A 20,227-nucleotide genomic window follows, 5' to 3' on the forward strand; every position below is an offset into this window, starting at 1 on the left:
GAGCAGCGGTACCGGTTCCCGCCGGTACCGCTGCTCGGCCACCGGCGTTGCCACGCCCCGCCGCCGGCACCCGCAGACCGGGGAGCCCGGCGGACGCCTCCCGGTGCTCCCCCGATCCGGGTGGCTCACAGGGTCTTCAGGACCAGGGCCAGCACTCCGTGCTCCAAGCCCACGACCAGATGGTCCTTGACGCGGCGGCAGGCCGTGGCTCGATGGTGGACCGGTATGACCCGATGGGTGCGGCCGGTCGTGAGATTCCAGAGCCGGAGGGTGCGGTCGAGGCTGGCGGAGACCAGAACCTGTTGTCCCTCGAGATTGAGCACCGCCAGCCCCATCACGGCTGCGGTATGGCCGGTGAGCACGCGTATCAGCCGTCCATCGACCGGATCCCACAGGCGGATGGTCCGGTCTGCCCCGGCCGACACCGGCACCGTCCGCCCGTCCATCACGGCCCCGCACAGGGCGTGCACAGCGCCCTGGTGACCGTGCTGTTCCCACACCACGGTTCCGTCGCCACGCCAGAACCGCACCACACCGCTGTTGTCCCCGGAGACCAGCGCGGGACCGTCCGGCCGGCTCACCACGGCCAGCGACATGACCCAATCGCGATGTCCGACGAACCCGCCGTGGACCACAGCGTCGCGCGGATTCCACAGGCGGATGGTCTCGTCCTCACCGGCGGAGGCGACCAGCAGCCCATCCGGTCCCGGCAGGACCGCTATCGCCTTGGCCTGGTCGGGATGCTGCCGGAACTCGCGGATCAGCTCACCGTCGGTGAGGTCCCAGAGTTCGACGGTGGCGGTACGGCAGGCGACCGCCAGATAGAGGAATTCGTCGTCCTCGACGATCTCCACAGCGTTCACCGCGCCCGCGTGGGTGGACATCCCGCCGCGCGTCTCCCCGGTCAGCAGGTCGTAAAGGCGCACCACACCGTCACTGGAGGCGGAGACGACCAGATCCTCGCCGCCGAGCCGGACGGCGCAGACGTCAGCGGCCGGGCCCGGCGTGGCGCTGGCGGCAACCGTCTGCGGCAGTTCCTCGGCCGGGTCCCAGAGGCGTACGGTGCCGTCCTCCCCCGCCGTGGCGAGCAGGTGCTGTCCCGGCATCGGCAGCTCACAGACCGCGCGGATCCAGCTCGCGTGCCCGTGGAATCCTGGCCGCTCGGCACAGGTGGCGATCTCCCACAGCCGGACCGTGCCGTCTTCGCTGGTCGCCGCGAGCAGGTCACCGGCTCGCCCGTGCACGGTGCACAGGTCGGTGATCGGACCGCCGTCGCTCGGCATCGCGGCCGCCATCTCCCCGGTCAGGGGATTCCACAACCTCACCACGCCGTCGTAGCCGCCCGATGCGACCAGGACCTGCGCACCGTCCCACACGCTGTAGAGCGTGGTCTGCCATCCGGCCTCGGGCCGGAAGACACCGCGGCCGGCGCCGGTCAGCGGATCCCACAGCCGGATGGTGCCATCGGCGCCGGTGGAGGCGACCAGGCCGTACGGACCGACCGGCACGTGGGTCACCGCGGTCACCCAGCCGCGGTGACCGGTCAGGGTCCGGACCGGGACACCGCCGACCACGTCCCATATCCGTACGGTCCGGTCGTCACTGGCGGACACCAGCAGATCTCCGCCGGGCATGGGAATCGCGCACAGGTTACGGACCCAGTCCCCGTGCCCGGCGAAACTCGTCACGCGTATTCCGGAAACGGGGTCCCAGATGCCGATCGTGCCGTCGTGACTGGCGGTCGCGAGCCAGGTCCGGTCACGTGCCGTGACGGCGCACACGCTGCGGATGCAGTCGTCGTGGCAGGCGATCACCCGTACCGTCCGGTTGGTCAGCGGGTCCCACAGCCGTACCGTGCCCTCCTCCCCCGCCGACGCCAGCAGGTGCCGGCCGTCGACGGCGATGGCGCAGACATCGTGGACAGCGAGCGAGTGGCCGTCCAGGACCGCTCTCTCCAGCCGTGGCGGGGTGTGCGCCCAGCGCGCCTCGTAGGGCGCTGCCACCACGCTGACCCCGGCTCCCAGCTCGTCGAGCCGGTCGACCACCGAGAACAGCGCGGCACGCTCGGCCGGGCCGGCGCCGAACGCCTGCGTGGTGCGCTGGAGCAGCCTGCGGCGGGCCTGCCCCGGCGCGGTCCGGCTGAGCCCGGCGACCGGCAGCAACCGGTCCAGGTGCGCATGCAGCAGGTAGTCGTCGTCGTTGAGCAGATCGTCGACCATGCCGGCTCGTGCGGCGTGGCCTGGCAGCGAACGCAACAGGTAAGCCGCCGCCGAACCCCATCCGTCCTTGCGCCCGCACGCGATCCACGTCTGTGCCAGCCGGCGCTCGTCGGAGACCATCTGGCCGGTCTCGTGACGCCCGCTCCGTAACGCGTCGTTGAGCGCCTGATGGAACAGTCGATAGACGGGGCTGGCCGGATCTCCGCTCTCCACCAGGAAGTTCGCCGCCGAGGTCCGGGCGAAGTCTCCGAGCTGGGCCTCGGTCACGGCGCCGCCGAGCGCGGTGACGGCCGCATGCCACAGGGGCAGCGGCAGCCCGGGTGTCTCCGCGTAGGCGAGCGCGGTGAGCATCAGCCGGGCCGGAGCGGCGCCGGCGCCGGGCAACCCGCTGACGAACTCGTGCAACGCGTCGCCGACGGTAGGGGTGAAGGCGACATGGCGCGGGTCGGCCGGCGTCAGATCCCGCAGGGCCCGGGTCCGTGCGACCAGCCCCGCGATGAGGAAGTTCCGGTCGGCGAGGGCGGCGATGCGTGCGGCGACCGGCCCGGCGACGGCCGGGTCACGGTACGGGGTGAAGCCACCCGGGCCGGCCTCGGTGAACTGCAGGGTGGCTTGCGCGTAGTCAGCCAGGTCCTCCGGCGAGAAGTACTCCGGGGAGTCCAGGTCGATCGTCTCCGCGTCCACACCGAAGGCGCCGAGGAGGTCGCCGGAGCCGTCCGCCCGCCGGGTACCGACCACTATCTGGGCGCCCAGATCGGCGCAGGTGCGTGCCAGCGGAACCAGGACCTTGCCGACCAACTCCCGCGTCTCGGCCGGCGCGGCCGCCTCGTCCAGGGCGTCCACCACGAGGTTGAAGCGGGTCGGCCGGACAGCGAGGCGGTGCCTCAGGGCGGGCAGCAGGTCGACCGTGGCCTCGGGCAGGCCGACGCCCACACCACGGGCGATCTCCCGGGCCGCCTCCAGAGCGGTCTTGCCCTTCATGTGCACGGCGCAGGCCACCGAACCGACGGTGACGCGGTCGTAGTGGTCGTCAGCGGGCAGCGCCGCGGTGATCTCGGCATCGGACGTGGTCACCACCCGCCCCAGGACAGCCGACTTGCCGACGCCGGGCGATCCGGTGACCACCATGGGCCGGCCGGCCGCCTCCGGCTGGTCGAGAAACGCGCGGATCCGGCGGAGGGCGGCTGACCGGCCGCGGAACCGGGAGCCGGTCTCCGTACCGGAGGCGACGCCCCGGGCCCGGGGCAGCCAGTGACGACGGGCCTCCCCGTCCGTCGCCAAGGTCCAGCCCCAGGCCGCGTGCGTCAGCTCGTCGGCGTCCCCGACGCGCCAGGCGTCGAGGGCGGACAGCTTCATCCCCGGCAGGTGCTCGTCGGCGTAGGCGAGGGTGAGCGCGAGGCCGGAGCCCGACGTGGCGTCCGCGGAGACGACGACACCCACGACCGCGTCGTAGTCGGAGGACCAGAGCGCGGCTCCGCTGAATCCCTGGGTGACGCCGGCGCCGGCGCCGGCGTCCAGATGGATCCGCCCGTACCCGCCTTCGCCACTGATGACGCCGGCGGCGTACCGGCCCCCGTCGCTCTGTCGCGGGAACCCGTAGGCCCGCCAATCCCGGTTGACCAGATCCGGCCCCGTCGGCCGCCGGAGGCGAGCCGGCACGACACCCGGCGGCACCGGTTCATCCAGTTCCAGCAGAACGAGGTCGAGCAGTCCCTCCGCCCGGCCGTTGTAGGAACAGGCCCGGACCCGGCGCCGTGTTCCCGGCGCCACGTGGAAGGCCCTCGGGAAGGCCACCCACAGTTCCCTCAGTTCGCCCTGGTGGAAAGCTACGTGTTCGCAGGCGAGGACGAGAGTGTCCGCCACCACCACGCCCGCGCCCAGCGGGGACTCGTCCCGGGGCCCGCCGTGCAGAGCCACCGCCCAGGACTCCGCCGGAATCCCGCTCGTACCCATCGTGGTCTCATCCGCCGGCGAGCGGGCCCGGAGGAGCGGCGCCCTCTGGCTGCCACGTCAACGTGATCTCGAAGTTGGCCTCACTCGCGGCCTTGGCGACGATCCAGTTGGCGGTACCGGTGACCTTGATACCGAATTTGACCTGAACGGTGTCCGGCGCCAGTTGCCGCACCTGGTCCAGCACAGCCCGGGCAGCCTCGATCGAGGGTGCGGCCGCGTCCCGTACCCATCCCGCGACGTCCCCCACCCCGGCAGGGTGGAAACCGGCCGGTGGCTCGAACTCGAATTGGGCGACGGTCTTGTCGTCCACCTGATATCGCACGACCTCGGACGACATCACCATCAACCCCCATCGAGTCGTGCGAGTGCACACGAAAGGACGAGAAGACCCGCGACATCCAGGTTCCCCGCCGGAGGGTCATGCTTCCCTGCCACCTCACGAAAGGCAATGGCACACCCGCCGAGCAATACGGAAAATGTCCGTGGAGATCACGCCGATCCGATCCGGCCTGCGCCTTTATAGATCAACATGCGTAACTGTCGGATTATTGCGCCGCCTTTGGTGGACCTTGCGCCTCTCCCGCCGCATCGGCAGAATCGGCCCGGGCCCCACAGCCGCACGGACTCGCACCTGATCAACCCTCCGCCATCGACGCGGGCAACCGCCGGACGAGCGGAGCAGCGCCGGAGAGAGGCATCAGCATGCCGGAGAAGGAACTCACTGCCGCTCAGCGAGCGACACTTCTCGCATTGATGATCAAGGCGAGCGCGTTGCCACGTACCTTTCTCACCGACCAGATCAAGATCAGCCTCGACCGGGTCAAACGTGATGATCTCGTATCGCGCAATATGATCACGGTGACCGGTAAGCCGATGGTCCTCGACCTGACCGAAAAGGGATGGGCACGGGCCATCCAGGAATTGGATGCCGAGGTTCCCCCTCGGGGCGGCGCTCTCGGCGGCACTCTCTATCTGCTCCTCGGCGTGATTCGCGCCTACCTCGACCGCAACGAGCTGTCCGCGGCGGAGTTCTTCACCTCGGCCGCCGCACCGTTGCCGACGCCGGTCGCGGACGTCGAGGCCCGCATCCGCAAGGCCTATGACGGGCTGGCGGACGGTCCCGGCGCCTACGTGATGCTGGAAGACCTCCGGGAGGCGGTGGCCGTCGACGCCGGTACCGTCGACGCCGCCCTTCTGCGCCTCGACAAGGCACCGGACGTCCACCTGATCCCGGAGTCCAACCAGAAGGTGCTGACGCCCGGCCAGCGAGCCGCGGCGGTCCGGATCGGCAACCAGGACATGCACCTCCTCGCGATCCGTGCCTGATGAACGACGAGGAACGCCGCGCTCTGGCCGCGCTGCGCTTCAACTGGGCGCCCACCCCCGACGACGTCTGGCAACCCGCGCCGTTCCATGTCGAAGGCCTGCAACACGCCGTCATTCAGACCGTGCTCGACGGTGTGCACGAGGCCCAGCGGAGCGTCGAGTCCAGCCCGATCGGGGTGACGATCCTGGGGCAGCGCGGTACCGGCAAGACGCATCTTCTCGGTGCGGTCCGCGAGAAGGTGCAGGCTGAAGGCGGCTATTTCTTCCTGATCAGCCTGCTCGAGACGAGCGCCTTCTGGCGCAGTACGGCCCTGTCGGTGCTGGACGGCTTCGCCCGGCCGGTCGCCGGCGGCGGCAACCAGCTCACGACGTTTCTGCGGCGACTGGTCGACACCATCGGCGCGCAGCGGGCGATCCGGCGCGCTGTCATCGGCGAGACGGAGCTGACCCGCCCGGCTCTGGACGCCTTCGCCGACCTCATCCGCAAGCACAACCGGCAGATCGGTGTCGAATGCCAGGACACCGCGCGGGCACTGGCGCTTCAAGCCTCCGAGTCACTGCAGCTGCAGGACATCGGCTACGCGTTCCTCTGCTCCAACGACGAGGAGGAACCCGGCGAACGGGCCGCGTGGGGCATGCGGCGCGGCAAGCGCTCGGCTCAGGAGGTGATCCGGGACATCTCCCGGCTCCTCGCCCTGACCGGACCGACCGTGATCGCGGTGGACCAGATCGACCTGCTGATCGCGCAGTCCACGAAAGCGACGAACACCAAGGGCGACCGGGTGACCGACTGGCAGCAGGCATTGCTGCTCGAACAGGTGGCCGGCGGTCTGATGTCACTGCGCGAGACCACTCGCCGATCCCTGTCCGTGGTGACCTGCCTGCCCAAGACCTGGACGGACATCACCACCGAGGCGACCGACACGGTCCAGGACAGGTTCCGTGAGGCGGAGCCGCTCCGGCGCATCGCCAGCCCCGAACTCGGCCGGGAACTCGTGGAGAAACGGTTCGCGCCGCTGTTCGGCGAAGTGGGGTTCACCCCGCCGTACCCGAGCTGGCCCGTGCTGCCGTCCGCCTTCGCCGAAGCCGTCCAGTTCACCCCCCGGGAGCTGCTCCGCACCATCGACGCTCACGTACGGTCCTGCCTGTCCGACGGAGTGCTGACGGAGTTGTCCCGATTCGGGCGGACGCCGGTGGCGGTCACCGACCGGCCGGGCACGCGTGCGCTGCCGCCGGAATCCCCGGCATCGGCGGACCTGGGCCGGATCGACGAGCGCTACGCCGACCTGCTGCACCATGCTGACCCGCAGCCCGCGCTCGATCAGGGCTCCGAGGACGATACGGTGCCGGCCCTGCTGGCGGCCGGGTTGACCGCCTGGATCGCGGAACGGGGCGTGGTCGGCGAGACCTTCAGCATCGATCCCCAAGCCGGTGGCAAGCCCGCGCTGCACGCCAGGCTGCGCCAGAGTCTGAGCAACGAGAACGCCGACGACGTCGACGCCGAGAACGAGGAGCACTGGGCCTTCCGCGCGATCGGAGTCACACATCCCATCGCGGTCCTCAATCGCATCCGCAACGCGGTGACGGCGGCGGGCCTCACCAAGGGAGTCGCCAAGCGGCGGTTGTTCCTGCTGCGCGACCTCGAGGTGAACCCGTGGTCGAAGGGCACCCGTACCCAAGAGGTCATCAAGGATTTCCTGGATGCCGGCGGCGAGGTCCTGTCCCTGACCACCGACGACGTCAAGCGCCTCGTCGCGTTGTCCGGGCTCATCGCCGAATACGGCTCGGAGCCGTTGCTGCCCTGGTTCCGTGACAGGCGCCCGAGCGATGCGATCAGCCTGTTCCAGGCCGCCCTGGACATCACCGCGGCCGTACCGGTGGCCGGTGGCAGGGAGGCCGATGGCCGGGACATCGATGAGCTGACCGTACCGTTGGGCGACGCCCTCGACGACGGCCGTACGCTCGCCATCGAGTTGGAGGCTCTCCGGCGCCACATCGCCATCTTCGCCGGATCCGGATCGGGAAAGACCGTGCTGATCCGCCGGCTCATCGAGCAATGCGCACTGCGCGGGGTCTCCGCCATCGTGCTCGATCCCAACAACGATCTCGCTCGTCTCGGCCGGCCCTGGCCGGATCAGCCGGAATCCTGGCAACCGGGTGACGCCGCCCTGGCAGAGGAATATCTCCGGTCCACGGAGGTCGTCGTCTGGACGCCGAACCGCGACAGCGGCCGCCCTCTCAGCTTCCAGCCACTTCCTGACTTCGCGGGAATCCTCGACGACTCGGACGCCTTCACCGCCGGGGTCGATGCCGCCGTCGCAGCGCTCGCACCCCACGCCCGGGTCGATGGCAAGACGGACAAGGCGGTACTCGGCCGGGCGGTGCTCCGGGAGGCGGTGACGAGTTACGCACGGAGCGGCGGCAACGCCCTTGCCGGGCTCATCGAGCTGCTGAACGAACTCCCGGACGGGGTCAGCCTGCTCGACGACGCCACCCGACTGGCGGGCAACATGGCGCAGCTCCTCAAAGCAGCCATGGTCAACGACCCCATGTTCGGCGGCCGCGGCTCCCCGGTCGATCCCGGTGAGCTGCTCACTCCGTCGGCCGGACGTCGCGCCCGGGTCTCGGTGATCAGCTTCGTCGGACTGCCCGATGACCAGCAGCGGCAGAATTTCGTCAACCAGCTCCAGATCGCCCTCTTCTCGTGGATCAAACGTCATCCCGCCGGCGACCGGCCGCTCGGTGGGCTGTTCGTCATGGACGAGGCCCAGACGCTCGCCCCTTCCGGCGCCATGACGCCATGCACCCACAGCACCCTGGCTCTGGCGTCACAGGCCCGGAAGTACGGACTCGGCCTGGTATTCGCCACCCAGGCGCCCAAAGCACTGCACAACCGCATCCCCGGAAACGCCGCCACCCAGTTCTTCGGCCTGCTCAACAGCCCGGCACAGATCGCGGCGGCACAGGACATGGCGAGAGCGAAGGGCAGCGACATCTCGGACATCGCCCGCCTCAGAGCAGGACAGTTCTATGCCACGCTCGAAGGCGCGACGTTCGTCAAGATGACGTCCCCGCTCTGCCTCAGCCACCACCCGAGGAGCCCGCTGTCCACGGAAGAGGTGCTGGAACTCGCCTCGCGCGGCACCGTCCCCGATCCGCGCGGCCAGTCGGCGAGCCGCCGCCGGTAGCCGACATCGTCGCGCCTGAGCGCGGCGGCTCAGCCTTTGGCCTTCCCCTTCGCCTTGTCCTTGTCCTTGGCCTTCCCCTTGCCCGCGCCTTTCGCCTTGCCCACGGCCTTCGCCTCGTTCTCGGCCGCGGGACGGGCACCGGTCGCCGCCGGCGGGATCTTCGCGGGCGCCGCCGCGGTGACAATGCGCCGCGCGACCGGGGACGTGACCGGCCGTACCACCACGGGCGCGTCCCCGGTGGGAGCCGGTGTGGTCGTCTCCGGGCGGCAGCCGTCCGCAGTCCCGACCGGACCGGGCGACACCCCGACCGTGCAGACACGCTGCGACGAGTCGGCGGCCGCCGGCGCCGGCGTGCCGGGCTCGCCACCCAGTGATGCGGCCGCACCTGCGGCGATCAGGACGGCTGCGGCAGCGGCCAGGGTCCTGCGCCCGCCAGGAACCCGGGCGGTGCCCGCCGCGGCCAAGACGGTGGCACGGTCACGCCACCGCCGCGGCACGGAGACCGCCTCGGTCGCGGCGGCCGACGAGGTCCCCGCTTCGGTGGCGGCCGCGGTCTCCATCAGGGTGGCCGGTGGGAGGCCCGCGATCCGCCCGAGCGCCCCGGCGATCTCCGCGGCCGCCGGCCGGTCCTCCGGCTTCTTCGCCAGGCAGCGCGTGACCAGGAGGGTCACCTCGGACGGCAGGCCGGCGACGGTGGGCAGCGGCGCCGGGTCGGCGTAGTAGTGCGCCTTGAGCATCTGGGTGGCGGTGGAGGCCTGCCACGGCAGGCGCCCGGCGAGGCACAGGTAGAGCAGGAGACCGAGGGCGTACACGTCGGTCGCCGGGCGTACCGGGCCGCCGACGATGCGTTCCGGCGCCAGGTACGCCGGCGTGCCCAGGAGCATGCCGTCGGCGCCGTCCGCCTCACCGGCCGCCGCGGAAATCCCGAAGTCGACGAGCCGTACCCCCGAGGAGGTGACCATGACGTTGCCCGGCTTGACGTCCCGGTGCACGATGCCGCGGGCGTGCGCCGCGGTCAGGGCTGCCGCCACCTGGGCGCAGACCAGCACGGCCAGGCGCCAGGGGATGCGCTTGCCGCTGAGCAGGTCAGTCATCGTACGGCCGTCGACCAGCTCCATCACCACGTACGGCAGCACCCTGCCCTGGAGGGTCGTCTCGCCGTAGTCGTACACCTCGACGATCGCCGGATGCCGTAGGCCGGCCGCGGTCCGCGCCTCCGCGAGGATCTGATGCCGCACGGCCGGATCGGCGGCCAGCCGCTCGGAGAGGACCTTGACGGCCACCTCCCGGCCCAGGACGTCGTCGTCGGCACGCCAGACGACCGACATGCCACCATGTCCGAGCCGCTCGCGGAGCCGGTACCGCCCGCCGATCAGGAAATCGCTCTGCACGGATCTCCTCGATGCCCTCGCGGCGCCTAGTCAAACCCTCGGTCAGGATCGACGGGCGGCGTCCGCGAACGGCACCGCCTGCATCGCGGGCGCGACCACGGAGAGGCGGGATCCGTCCACGAAGCCCAGGGCGAGCGCGCCTTCGGGATCGCTGACGGCGACCTCGGCCAGGGTGGTCCGCGGGCACTGCCAGAGTGGCGTCAACGGCGGCAGCGGCGCGGGCTCGGCCCGGCCCAGGATCCGGCGGCCGGCCAGCCGCAGACGGTCGCGCAGCGCAACCGGGCGGGCCTCCGGCGGCACGTCGACCGCACCGAGCAGCACCAGGCGGGTGCCGGTCAGTGCCAGAGCCGCCGCCGTCTCCGGCTCCGGGAGATGCCGGTGCAGCTCACCCGCCATGCCGTCCGGCACCCGGGCGGGACTCACCGCCACACTCGCCCCACCGAGACCGAGCAGCCCCTCCGGCGCTCCCGGCCACCGGCTGATCCGGGCGATCGTCGGCAGACCGGACTCCCGGGCCACCCACAGCGCCGCGCGGAACGTCTCCCCCGGGTCCAGGTGCTCACCGACCCGCAGCCGCAGTTCCTCCTGCCGCCGCGCCACCAGGCTGCCGTCCCCCATGCCACCATCCTGCCGCACCCCCTCCGCCGGGAATCACCACCGGCCGTCCTGTCGTCGCCGTCCAGGACGGCCGGTTCCCGGGTTCCGGCCCGTACGGCCAGGTCGGTGACGTCGCCGATGGCGCTGGTCGCGGTGAGCGTGGCGGCGAACCGGATGAGCTGGTTGACGATGCTGAGCGAGACGAGCAGCCCGACCGTTCCGGCGACCACCTGATACGTGGGGTTGGTCTCGACACCCTGGACGTACAGGCGGCCGTGGGGTGCGGGTCAGGGAAGCGCGGCCAGGAGGTCCCGGAGATCGTCCGCGTCAGGGTGCCGCAACTCCTCGAGGACGGCGAGGGCACGCAGCCACATCGCCCGCGCCGTCGCGACATCCCCCATCGCTTGGCAGGTCGTTCCGAGCCGAACCGCGACGTCGGCCTCCTCGTACCGATATCCCAGCTCGGTGTGCAGCGTCACTGACTCCCGGTAACAGTCCGCCGCCTCCGCGTACCGGCCCAGCCCGTGATGTGCCACGCCCAGCGTGTCGAGCGTCGCCGCCAGTCCCGGCCCATGGGCGATCCCCCGCTGGATCTCCACCGCCTCCGTGCCACACGCCAGCGCCTTCTCGTACTCGCCGAGCCGCGTCCACAGGTGACCGGCCATGTTGAGGGAGAAGCCCAGCACCACCGGATCGCCGGCCTGCCGGGCCAGCTCGATCGCCCGTACACCGTGCCCGACGCCGTCGGCCGGCCGGTTCTGCTGTTCGCACGCCCACGCCAGCAGGTACCGGCAGTTCGCTGCCCGGCCGATGTCGCCCAGCCCGTGGTACAGCTCGTACGCACGCTCCAGATGGGCCGGCGCGTCCTGTGGCCGCTGGAGCTGCAGGTACCCGTTGGCGAGCACCCGGTGCGAGAACGCCTGCGCCGCCGCATGACCCAGCCGCCGGGCCGCTTCCAGGGCCACCGAGTGCACCGCCACCCACTCGGGCCAGTCGCCGCCCCGGTCCAGGAACTCCCCCATTCCCCAGGCCAACTGCCACACTTCACGGTCCTTCGCGGTACGGGCGGCGAGCTCGAAGACAGCACGCAGCACCCCCTGCTCGCTAGCGAACCACGCCAGGGCGCCCGCCTCGTCGCGCAACGGCTCGACAGCACCGGAATCGTCCGGCAACGGCAGCTCCATCGCCGTCCGGAACGGGTTGAGGGTGATCGCCGCCGCGTGCACGACCTGTACATGACGGGCGATCAGCCGGTTCCGCGCCGCCGTGAGGTCGGTGTCCGCGGCCAGCTCCACAGCATAGGCGCGCACCAGGTCGTGACAGGCGTACCGTCCCGGCCGGTGCTCGGACAGCAGGTGCGCCGCGCCCAGTTCGGCCAGGGCCCGGCGGGCGTCGGCCGGCGCCGTACCGGCGAGTGCCGCAGCGTCCGCGCCGGTGACATCCGGTCCGGGATGCGCGGCCAGCAACCGGAACATCCGCCGGGCCGGCTCCGGCAGCGACCGGTACGACCAGGAGAACGCCGCCCGCACGTCGGCGTCCAGTCCACCGGCGCCGTGGTCGAGTTGCGCCGCGATGTCGGCAAGCGAGAACGTCGGGTGTACGACGCCCCGCGCGGCCACCAGAGCCAGAGCCAGCGGCAGCCGGCCGCATGCGGTGACGATCCGGGACGCCGCGGCGGGTTCCGCCGCGATCCGGTCGCCGCCGAGCCGTCCGGCCAGCAGGTCCAGCGATTCCCGCGCGCCGAGCGGGTCCAGGGGCAGCGGGACGGCGTCCTCCGCCGTCACCAGACCGGTCAACTGCCGGCGGCTGGTCAGCACCGCAAGGCAGCCGGGCGGCGGCAGCAGTCCGCGAACCTGCTCGGCGTCGGCGACGTTGTCCAGCACGACCAGCACCTGCCGCCCGTGCAGGGTGCGCCGGTACATCCAGGCCGCGGTCTCCGGCGCGGACGGCACCTCACCGGCGGGCACCCCGAGCACCCGCAGCAGGTGCCGCAGCGCCTCATCGGCCGTCACGGCCCGGCCTGGATGGAAGCCACGCAGATCGAGGTGGATCCGGCCGTCCGGGAAACGGTCCGCCGCCCGGTGCGCCCAGTGCAGCGCCAGGCTCGTCTTGCCCACCCCGGCCATCCCGCTGATCACCACCGGCCGCCCGCCGGCCGCGACCTCGTCCAGCCGGGACAACTCGCGGGTGCGGGCCACGAACGATCGCTGCGGGGACGGCAGCTCCAGCGGTGCGGGCCGCCGGGCCGGCACCGGCCGCCGCCGCCGGTCCTCCAGCCGGTCGCGGACCTTCGTCAGCATCACGGTCTCGGCGCCGGTCGCGCCGAGGATCCGGATCAGCGTGTCGAAGCGGTCCGCGGGCGGCAGGACCCGGCCGGTGAAGTACTCGCCGACCACCCCGTGCGACCAGCCGGCCCGCTCGGCGATGTCGCGGTAGGACAGTTGTTTGCGGCCGGTGCGCCGGGCCTGGCGCCGGCGCAGCCTCCCCAGGACCTGCCCCAGATCGGCCGGCGTGTCAGGGTCAGAAGGCAAGCCCGGCTCCTCGGTCGGCACAACGGCCCCCGAGCCTATGTCACAGCCACAGCGGCAGCCGTCCGGTCAGCCGTTGCTCGGCCAGTACCGCCGGGGCGACCCGCTTCAGGTGGTGTACCAGTGCGTTGAGTTCGGCCCGGAGCCGGTCCACTGCGGGTCCCGGCGACAGCAGCTCGCTCTGTGCGAACGCCTCGCCGGCCGCGTCCGCGGCCGGCGGATAGTCGCGCAACATGGCGTATGTCTGCCCCCGCAGTCGCAGCGAGTTGGCCAGCTCGTAGATCGACACACCGTCGGCAGGATCCCGCACGGCACGTCGCAGCCGCACCGCCTCACCCGTCTCGGCCAGCATGTGCTGCAGTATCGTGCGGCCGACCGCCGAACCCGGTCCGGGGCCGGACAGGTCCGTCAGGCGGGCCGCGGCCCGATTGTGCAGCACCGTGCTCCTGGCCCGCAGCAGGCGCGGATCGGTGGCGTCCCGGGACCAGCGGTCGGCCTCGGCGAGCGTGACCAGGCCCTCGTCGGTCAGCCCGGCGGCGAAGCACGCCTCGGCCAGGTCGGTGGCGGTCACCACGACCTCGGCGGCGATCTCCTCGTTCCCGGAGGCGGCGCCGGACAACAGCGTGCGCCCGGTGTCCAGCGCCCGGCGGCCGACGACGAGCGCCGCCGGAAGGTCGTCCTCATACAGATCCAGGAACAGCCGCCACCGGGCACGGAGCAGCAGGCGCTGGGCCCGGCCGGCTTCGGCGGGCGCCGCGGCCGGGCCGGTGACCGCGCGTTCCAGCATCTCCTCCGCCTCCGCGTACCGGCCGGCGAGGATCAGCTCGGTGCCACGCTCCATCAGATCCCCGCCGGTGTGCGGTTCCCGGAGATGTGCGGGGGGCGCCACGGGCCGGGCGGTCGGCAGTCCGGCCACCTCGGTGATCATTTCGGCTCGGTCCTCGGCACGGCGTGCCGCCTCCTCGTCGCCCTCGCGCCGGTCGATCTGCGCCTTGACGCACAGCGCGAAGACCAGCGCGGCCTGCACCCGGTGCGGCTGATCGGTGAAACGCAGCAACAGCGCCAGGCCGGCCTCGGCCGCCTGGCGCGCCTCCGCCGGCCGTTCCTCGACCAGCCGGCGGGCGCCCAGCACGGCCAGCATCAGACCCAGTTGGGGCCCATGGATTCCCGGATCCTGCGGAACCAGGCCTTGGAGTTCCGCCGCATGCCGGTCGGCCTCCCCGAGCGACGGCGGTGTCCGGCCGCCGATCCGGTCCTCGAGATCGAGCGCGACGACAGCCAGCGCGAACGCCTCCATCAGGTCCGGCACCCGGGCGGCCGGGTCCGGCACGGGCGGCGGCGGCGGATCGAGGTACACATGCGGAATCACCGGTGACACCGGCGGCTCTTGCCGGTCACCACGGCGGAACCACGCCAAGGTCGGACCCCCTCCACGAACGAGATCGAGCGACGGCCGGCAGGTCCGGTACGTACGGTGGCCGCCCGTGTTCCCGCGCCTGCCGGGCGGGGTGACCTGCCGCCGGAAAGGTACCGTCCGGCGGCCCCGGCCGGGCGGGTGCTTCACCTCCGCCGCACCCCGGCACAACGCGGGGGCCAGCGTCGATGTGACGATCACGGTTCCGGCGAGTGTCCGATGATGTCCAACGCGGGGCCCTCGTCTCCGGAGCGGTGGCCCGCGATGTCGTACCCCTGGCTTAGCCTTCGGGCATTGATCGATCGGGGGGTGTCATGCGGCGGTTCGTTCTGCCCGACGAGGACAGCTGGGTGCTGCCGGCGTCCTGGCAGCAGGGTCTGCTTCCCAGGCGAGGTGGGCTCGCGGTGCCGGCCCCGGCGGCCGGTTCCGACCCTGCGGGGCGGCTGATCGGCCATCTGGCTTCGGCGGGGGTGGCGCGACGGATCCAGCGCCGGCTGGGCCGCGAGGTGGTCCACGACCCTGCGCTGCTGGCGGCCGGCCAGCGGCACCTGCGGACACCGGAGGACGAGTGGGAGCCGACCGGCATGGCGGCCGCCGGTCTCATCGCCGCCGACCCGCACACCGGCTCCGGGGCGCTGCTCGCCGAGCTCTGGGCGGCCGGGCGCGGCGCCGCGTTCGCCGCCGAGGTGGTGCTGGAGGCCTGCCGCCTCCACGTCGGGGGCGCGTTCTGGTCGGCGCCGCCGGCCACGGCGGTCAGTTTCGAGCGGCTGTGGCGCGGTGACGACCTCACTCACGTGGTCACCCTCGCCCGTGCGGTGCGGCCCTGGCTGGCGGCGGCGTCCGGCGAGGAGTGTCAGCGCGCCGAGGCGGCCCTCGCCCGCGTCCGGACCACCCCGGCCCAGCGGATCCTGACGTCCTTTCTGCTGCCGGCCCGGCTCGACTGGGTGGACGAGGACATCGCCGCCGCCGCGGGCTGGCTGGCCGACGAGTCCGGCGGCCCGCGGTGGTCCCGTGCCGACCACCGCCACATGACCGGGATGCTGCTGCTCGCGGCGAGCACCACCCGGCACCTGGAGCAGCTCTCGGGGGTCGCTCGGCCGCACCAATTCAGCAACGAGGCCGTCGGCGAGGTGGGCACCGTCCTCGACGGCGTCGGCCCGGCAGCCGCGGCGTTCCTTGCGGACCGGTTCTACCGCGACCTCTTCGGGCTGCGCGAGACGGAGCCGGTCCACCGGGACCGGGTCCGTGCGGACGGGATCGGCCTGCTGGCGGTGGTTCCGGACGACGCGGCTTTCCGGGCTCTGCTGCGGGAGACCCTGGACGGGCCGCGGGTCCGGCCGGGGCTGCTGCTCAAGTCCGGCGCGCTGACCCGCTTCCCGCTGCGGGCGTTGCGGCTGCTCGCCGAACGCGACGGTTCCCTGTCCCGGGACCTCTTCGGAGGGCTCGTGCTGCCCCGGCCCGCCCTGCTGCCGCACCTGCCCGCGCCGGTCCGGGCCACCGCCCAGGCGCTGGTCGACACCGATGGCGCCGGCCTCGGTGCCGGCTGGGCGGCCCTCCTGGACCGGGCCGGCCCGGGCGACGACGGCCCGGACGACAAGGGCCCGGCCGATCCGCTGCCGGTCCTGGACAGCACCGACGACGAGAAGCGGGCGGTGACAGCGCTCGCTTCGATCCCGTCCCCGGACGCGTTGAGCCTCGTCGTCGACCGGCTCGACAGACGGTATTTCCGGGCAGCGCTGCTGGCGACGGCCCAACGGGACCCGGCCCTGACAACGCGGGTGCTGACGGCGAAGGCCGCCGCCGGCGTCGCCGTCGCCGTCGGGTTGCTGCGCAACCACGTGCTCAACCATCCCGGCACGCTGGCCGTCCTCGATCCCGCCGGCCGTGCTCTGGCCGAGTCGATCGCCGGTGGGCGGGCCACGACGGCGCCCCCTCCGGCGGGGCCGTCGGCTCCGGTGCCGCCGGTGCTCACCGGGCCGCCGCCGGGGGCGCCGGTGCTGCCCGAGTGGCTGGTGATCCCCCTGCTGCCGGCGGTCCGGCTCCGCGAGGGCGGGACGGCACTTCCGCAGGCCGCGGTGCGCCGCCTGTGTGAGCTGCTCGCACTCTCCACGACAGCGGTCCCGCGTCCGGAGATCGCCGAGGTCCGCCGGCTCGGCGACGCCGGCGACCTGGCCGCGTTCGCCTGGACGATCCTGGAGCAGTGGCAGGCGGCCGGCCACCCGCCGAAGACCAATCTCGCCCTGCCCGCGCTCGCCGCGTTCGGTGACGACGCCACCGTGACCAGGCTGACCGCCCGGTTCACCGAGTGGAGGTCCAGCGTGTGGGTGCGCGGCGGGATGGACGTGCTGGCCGCGATCGGCACCGATCAGGCTCTCACCCACCTGGAGCGGCTCAGCCGCCACGCCCGGACCGAACGACTGCGATGGCAGGCCCGGGCCCACCTGGCCGCGGTCGCCGCCACCCGTGGCCTGCGGCCGGAGGAGATCGCCGACCGGACGGTGCCCGGCCTCGGGCTCGGCCCGGACGGGCGGGCGGTGCTGGACTACGGACCCCGGCAGTTCACCGTCGATCTCGACGACCGGCTGCGCCCCCGGCCGGCCGACGGGGACGGAGACTGTTCGCCCTGACCGCACGGGGCTGGCGGTTCGGGAGCGAGCGGGGGTCGCTCGAGCGGGACTGGCCCGCCACCCCGACCGTGCGGGTCGTGGTGGAGCCTCCCCTCTACCGGGCGGCCCAGGACGAGCCCGTCACCCTGACCGAAGACCAGCGGGCGCCTACCGTCCCGCCGACCCTGTAGGGCCGTCCGGCAGCGGCCCGTCCCCTGCCGTCGGCTCACGGAGGCCCACTGGACGACTGTGTACAGAATCGGCCCATGACGAAGCAGGCACTCCACACGCTCACCTATCTCGGGCGGGCCTTCGACGTGACCAGGGTCCACGGCACCGGCCTGTTCGACCCGCGGGAGCACGGTTACCAGCCGGCGATGGACGTGAGCTACTGCTGGCACGGCTTCCTCTGTGGATACCGGGTGGCCGGCACCACGCTGATGCTGGACGAGCTGCGGCTCTTCCCGGCTGCGGAGCCGCCGGCCTTCTTCGGGGTGCGCCCGCAGCCCTCGCCGCACGGGTGGGTCGACTATCCGGCTCTGCGGGCCGGCGTGCCGTTCACCGGCACCCTGCTGCTGGGCCGCGATCAGCCGCCGGACCTCTCCGGTCAGACGATCGTTACGCCACTGGCCTGGACTTACGCCGAAGTGTTCGAGCTGACGTTCGAGGAGGGCCGGCTCACGGGCGCCCGTGATCGATCCGCCGAGGGCCCCGCAATCCGCGAGCGCGGCGAAGAGGATGCGCCGCAGCGGGAGCCGGTCTCGATCATCGACATGATGCGGGCGGCCGGCATCGATCTGCCCCCGCCCGGCGAGAGGTGATCCGTGCGATGAACCGAAACCCTGACCGGTGCTCACATCAGTCAGGGTTTCGTGGTGCCGGACGGACCGGATGCAGCCGGCGAGCCAGAGGCCCCAGCCGTACCGGACCCGGTCGCGCCCGGAGGGGTCGCGGACGGTCAGGGTGAGGTTGGTACCGCTGGTGCGGAAGGCCCGCCCTCGCGGACGAGGACGGGTCCGATCGCTGTCGCCGTTGTCGCGTTACGGCTTGGGGAGCAGGCAGCCCGAGACGGTCAGGTCGATGGTCCGGCTGCCGTTCAGGCAGGTGGTGAACCAGTACGTCTGCTGGCCGTAGCTGCGGTTCGGCAGCACCGTGACCACGCCGCTCGCGCTGACCTCACACGGGTTGTTGAGCGTGCAGCGCCCGCCGTCCTCGTTCCCGGTGTTGTTGATGCCGATCAGCTCGCCGGTGGCGGTGCTGACGATCGGCGACCCGGACGTTCCGCCGATGGTGTCGCAGGCGGCGTCGTACCGGATCGAGTCCTTCCACGTCCACGTAGCCTCGCGCAGCGTGGTGACGAACCCGTCGATCGAGCAGTTCCACACCCGCTTCCAGTAACCGGACGGGATCCCCATCGACGTCCCGGCCGCCGGATGCGCGGCCGAGATGGTCAGCGGAACCGCCCGGTACGACGAGGACAGCGCCGCGTACGTGGTGTTCAGCCGGTAGAGGGCGACGTCGGTGCCGGTCATCGTCGCGTAGATCACCCGGTTGGCGCGCACTCGGACCACCGAGCCGCCGGAGCTGTTGAGCAGGGTGCCGGTACGGCTGCTGGCCGCGTTCTGGATGACCCGGCCCGCGGCGATCGTGCCGCCCTCGTAGCAGTGCCCGTTGGTGAGCATCATCGCGCTGTCGGTGCTGACCGAGGTGGGGAACCGGACGAGCGAGGCCGAGCAGTTGTTCAGCGCGATGGTGTTGGCCAGCGTCACGGCGACTGCGGCCGGGGCCGGCGCCGGGGCGGCCGCCCGCACCGGTGCCGGGCCGGTCAGAACGCCGGCGACGGCCGCGAGCGTGGCGGCCCCGAGTGACAATGCTCGACGAAAACGCACGAAGGCTCCCCTGACTGCGGGGCGGCGGCCCCGGTACGGCGATGTCTCTGGCGTACGCACCGTCCCACCGGGCATTCATGCGTGTCAATTATTCAAAGAACCACTGATACCGGCCTTATGGAAACCCTGTCCCGTTGGCGGCGCAGTCGCCCCCGTGATCGTCGGCGGGCTCCCGTGTTCCGGACCGTGCGGCCAGGTCGGTGACCTCGCCGACGGCGCTGGTCGCGGTGAGCGCGGCGGCGAACAGTACGAGCTGGTTGACGATGCTGAGCGAGACGAGCAGCCCGACCGTTCCGGCGACCACCTGATACGTAGGGTTGGTCTCGACGCCCTGGACGTACAGCCGGCCGAGGGTCTTGAGCAGCTCCAGCCCCGCGGCGACGACCAGCGCCGGTCCCACGACGCGGCGCAGCGGCATGCGCAGCCGTGGCAGGCCGGTGAGCACGGCGGTCGACAGCACGGTGTTCATCCCGACGCCCACGGCGAAGCCGACAGCCGTCAGCATCCACCGGCCCGCGGCGTCGTCCGTCGCGGCGGCCAGGCGATTGGCCACGGCGACGGTGACGAATGCCGTGGCGAGCGACGCCACCAGCAGCAGGCCCAGCCCGATCAGCACCGACAGATCGATCAGCAGGCGTGTCAGGAAGGCGCCCGGATACTCGACGAGCCCCCACACCTTGCGGATGGAGGACCGCATGGCGTCCACCCAGAACCATCCGGTGATCGGCAGGCCGAGGAAGGCGATCACCCCGACAGTGCTGCGGGACGTACGCAGCGACGCCACGTCGAGCGTCGGCAGGTTCTCCGCCAGGTAGTGCTGCACCACCTGCTCGACCGCCGGATCGTCCAGGACGAACCCGAACACCGCGTACGCGAGCATGGCCAGCGCGAACGTCGCGAAGAACGCGTAGTAGGTGACCGCGGCGGCGAGCCGGCCGCCGTCCGCCCTGTCGTAGAGCACCGCCGCCCGGACCAGGTGGTCCAGCCAGCCGATACGGTGGCGCGCGCGCCGCCACGCCGTGGCGGTCACGCCGTGCGGACCTCCGTGCACCCCGGTCTCCTCAGATCTTCCCGCACCGTCCGGTGCCCGCCCCCAGGCGATGCGAAACCAGCCCG

At 72.2% G+C, this 20,227-nt stretch carries 12 protein-coding genes; 4 read left to right on the top strand and 8 right to left on the bottom strand.

The window, feature by feature from the left end:
- Positions 1-125: 125 nt before the first annotated feature.
- Complete coding sequence (locus ACZ3II_RS38055; protein ID WP_465524667.1) at positions 126-4,172, bottom strand: hypothetical protein; 4,047 nt, start codon at positions 4,170-4,172, stop codon at positions 126-128.
- 7 nt (positions 4,173-4,179) lie between these two features.
- Positions 4,180-4,509, bottom strand: a complete 330-nt coding sequence (locus tag ACZ3II_RS38060) for a CU044_2847 family protein (protein WP_465524669.1) — start codon at positions 4,507-4,509, stop codon at positions 4,180-4,182.
- Between the two features lie 365 nt (positions 4,510-4,874).
- On the opposite strand from ACZ3II_RS38060, the gene ACZ3II_RS38065 reads away from it, so the two are divergent.
- Both ACZ3II_RS38065 and ACZ3II_RS38070 read left to right on the top strand, forming a co-directional pair.
- Positions 4,875-5,498 (top strand): hypothetical protein, encoded by a 624-nt coding sequence (locus ACZ3II_RS38065; protein ID WP_465524671.1) that lies wholly within the window; start codon positions 4,875-4,877, stop codon positions 5,496-5,498.
- Entirely contained in the window at positions 5,498-8,686 is a 3,189-nt protein-coding gene (locus ACZ3II_RS38070; RefSeq protein ID WP_465524673.1) for an ATP-binding protein, read from the top strand. Before ACZ3II_RS38065 ends, ACZ3II_RS38070 begins: the two co-directional genes overlap by 1 nt.
- Before the next feature lie 29 nt (positions 8,687-8,715).
- Here the strand turns inward: ACZ3II_RS38070 and ACZ3II_RS38075 are convergent, their stop codons facing one another.
- The 4 genes from ACZ3II_RS38075 to ACZ3II_RS38090 all read right to left on the bottom strand — a co-directional run bounded on the left by ACZ3II_RS38075 (position 8,716) and on the right by ACZ3II_RS38090 (position 14,571).
- The gene (locus tag ACZ3II_RS38075) at positions 8,716-10,077 is read right to left on the bottom strand and encodes a serine/threonine-protein kinase (protein WP_465524675.1); all 1,362 of its coding nucleotides are present in this window, start codon (positions 10,075-10,077) and stop codon (positions 8,716-8,718) included.
- Between the two features lie 42 nt (positions 10,078-10,119).
- Positions 10,120-10,695 carry a hypothetical protein gene (locus ACZ3II_RS38080; protein ID WP_465524677.1) on the bottom strand — a complete coding sequence of 192 codons (576 nt, stop codon included), beginning with the start codon at positions 10,693-10,695 and terminating at the stop codon, positions 10,120-10,122.
- A gap of 266 nt (positions 10,696-10,961) precedes the next feature.
- A complete protein-coding gene (locus ACZ3II_RS38085) occupies positions 10,962-13,205 on the bottom strand; it encodes a tetratricopeptide repeat protein (RefSeq protein WP_465524679.1) in 2,244 nt (747 codons plus the stop codon).
- 40 nt (positions 13,206-13,245) lie between these two features.
- Positions 13,246-14,571 (bottom strand): hypothetical protein, encoded by a 1,326-nt coding sequence (locus tag ACZ3II_RS38090; protein ID WP_465524681.1) that lies wholly within the window; start codon positions 14,569-14,571, stop codon positions 13,246-13,248.
- Positions 14,572-14,930: 359 nt separating this feature from the next.
- On the opposite strand from ACZ3II_RS38090, the gene ACZ3II_RS38095 reads away from it, so the two are divergent.
- Positions 14,931-17,243 carry a hypothetical protein gene (locus tag ACZ3II_RS38095; protein ID WP_465524683.1) on the top strand — a complete coding sequence of 771 codons (2,313 nt, stop codon included), beginning with the start codon at positions 14,931-14,933 and terminating at the stop codon, positions 17,241-17,243.
- 245 nt (positions 17,244-17,488) lie between these two features.
- On the top strand, positions 17,489-18,043 hold the full coding sequence (locus ACZ3II_RS38100; RefSeq protein WP_465524685.1) for a hypothetical protein: 555 nt from the start codon (positions 17,489-17,491) through the stop codon (positions 18,041-18,043).
- A 219-nt stretch (positions 18,044-18,262) separates the two neighbouring features.
- On the opposite strand, the gene ACZ3II_RS38105 is transcribed toward ACZ3II_RS38100, so the two are convergent.
- Positions 18,263-19,111, bottom strand: a complete 849-nt coding sequence (locus tag ACZ3II_RS38105) for a S1 family peptidase (protein ID WP_465524687.1) — start codon at positions 19,109-19,111, stop codon at positions 18,263-18,265.
- Positions 19,112-19,226: 115 nt separating this feature from the next.
- Positions 19,227-20,162 carry a YihY/virulence factor BrkB family protein gene (locus tag ACZ3II_RS38110; protein ID WP_465524689.1) on the bottom strand — a complete coding sequence of 312 codons (936 nt, stop codon included), beginning with the start codon at positions 20,160-20,162 and terminating at the stop codon, positions 19,227-19,229.
- Between the last annotated feature and the right edge of the window lie 65 nt (positions 20,163-20,227).

The organism is Actinoplanes sp. NPDC019969 (genome assembly GCF_055562375.1).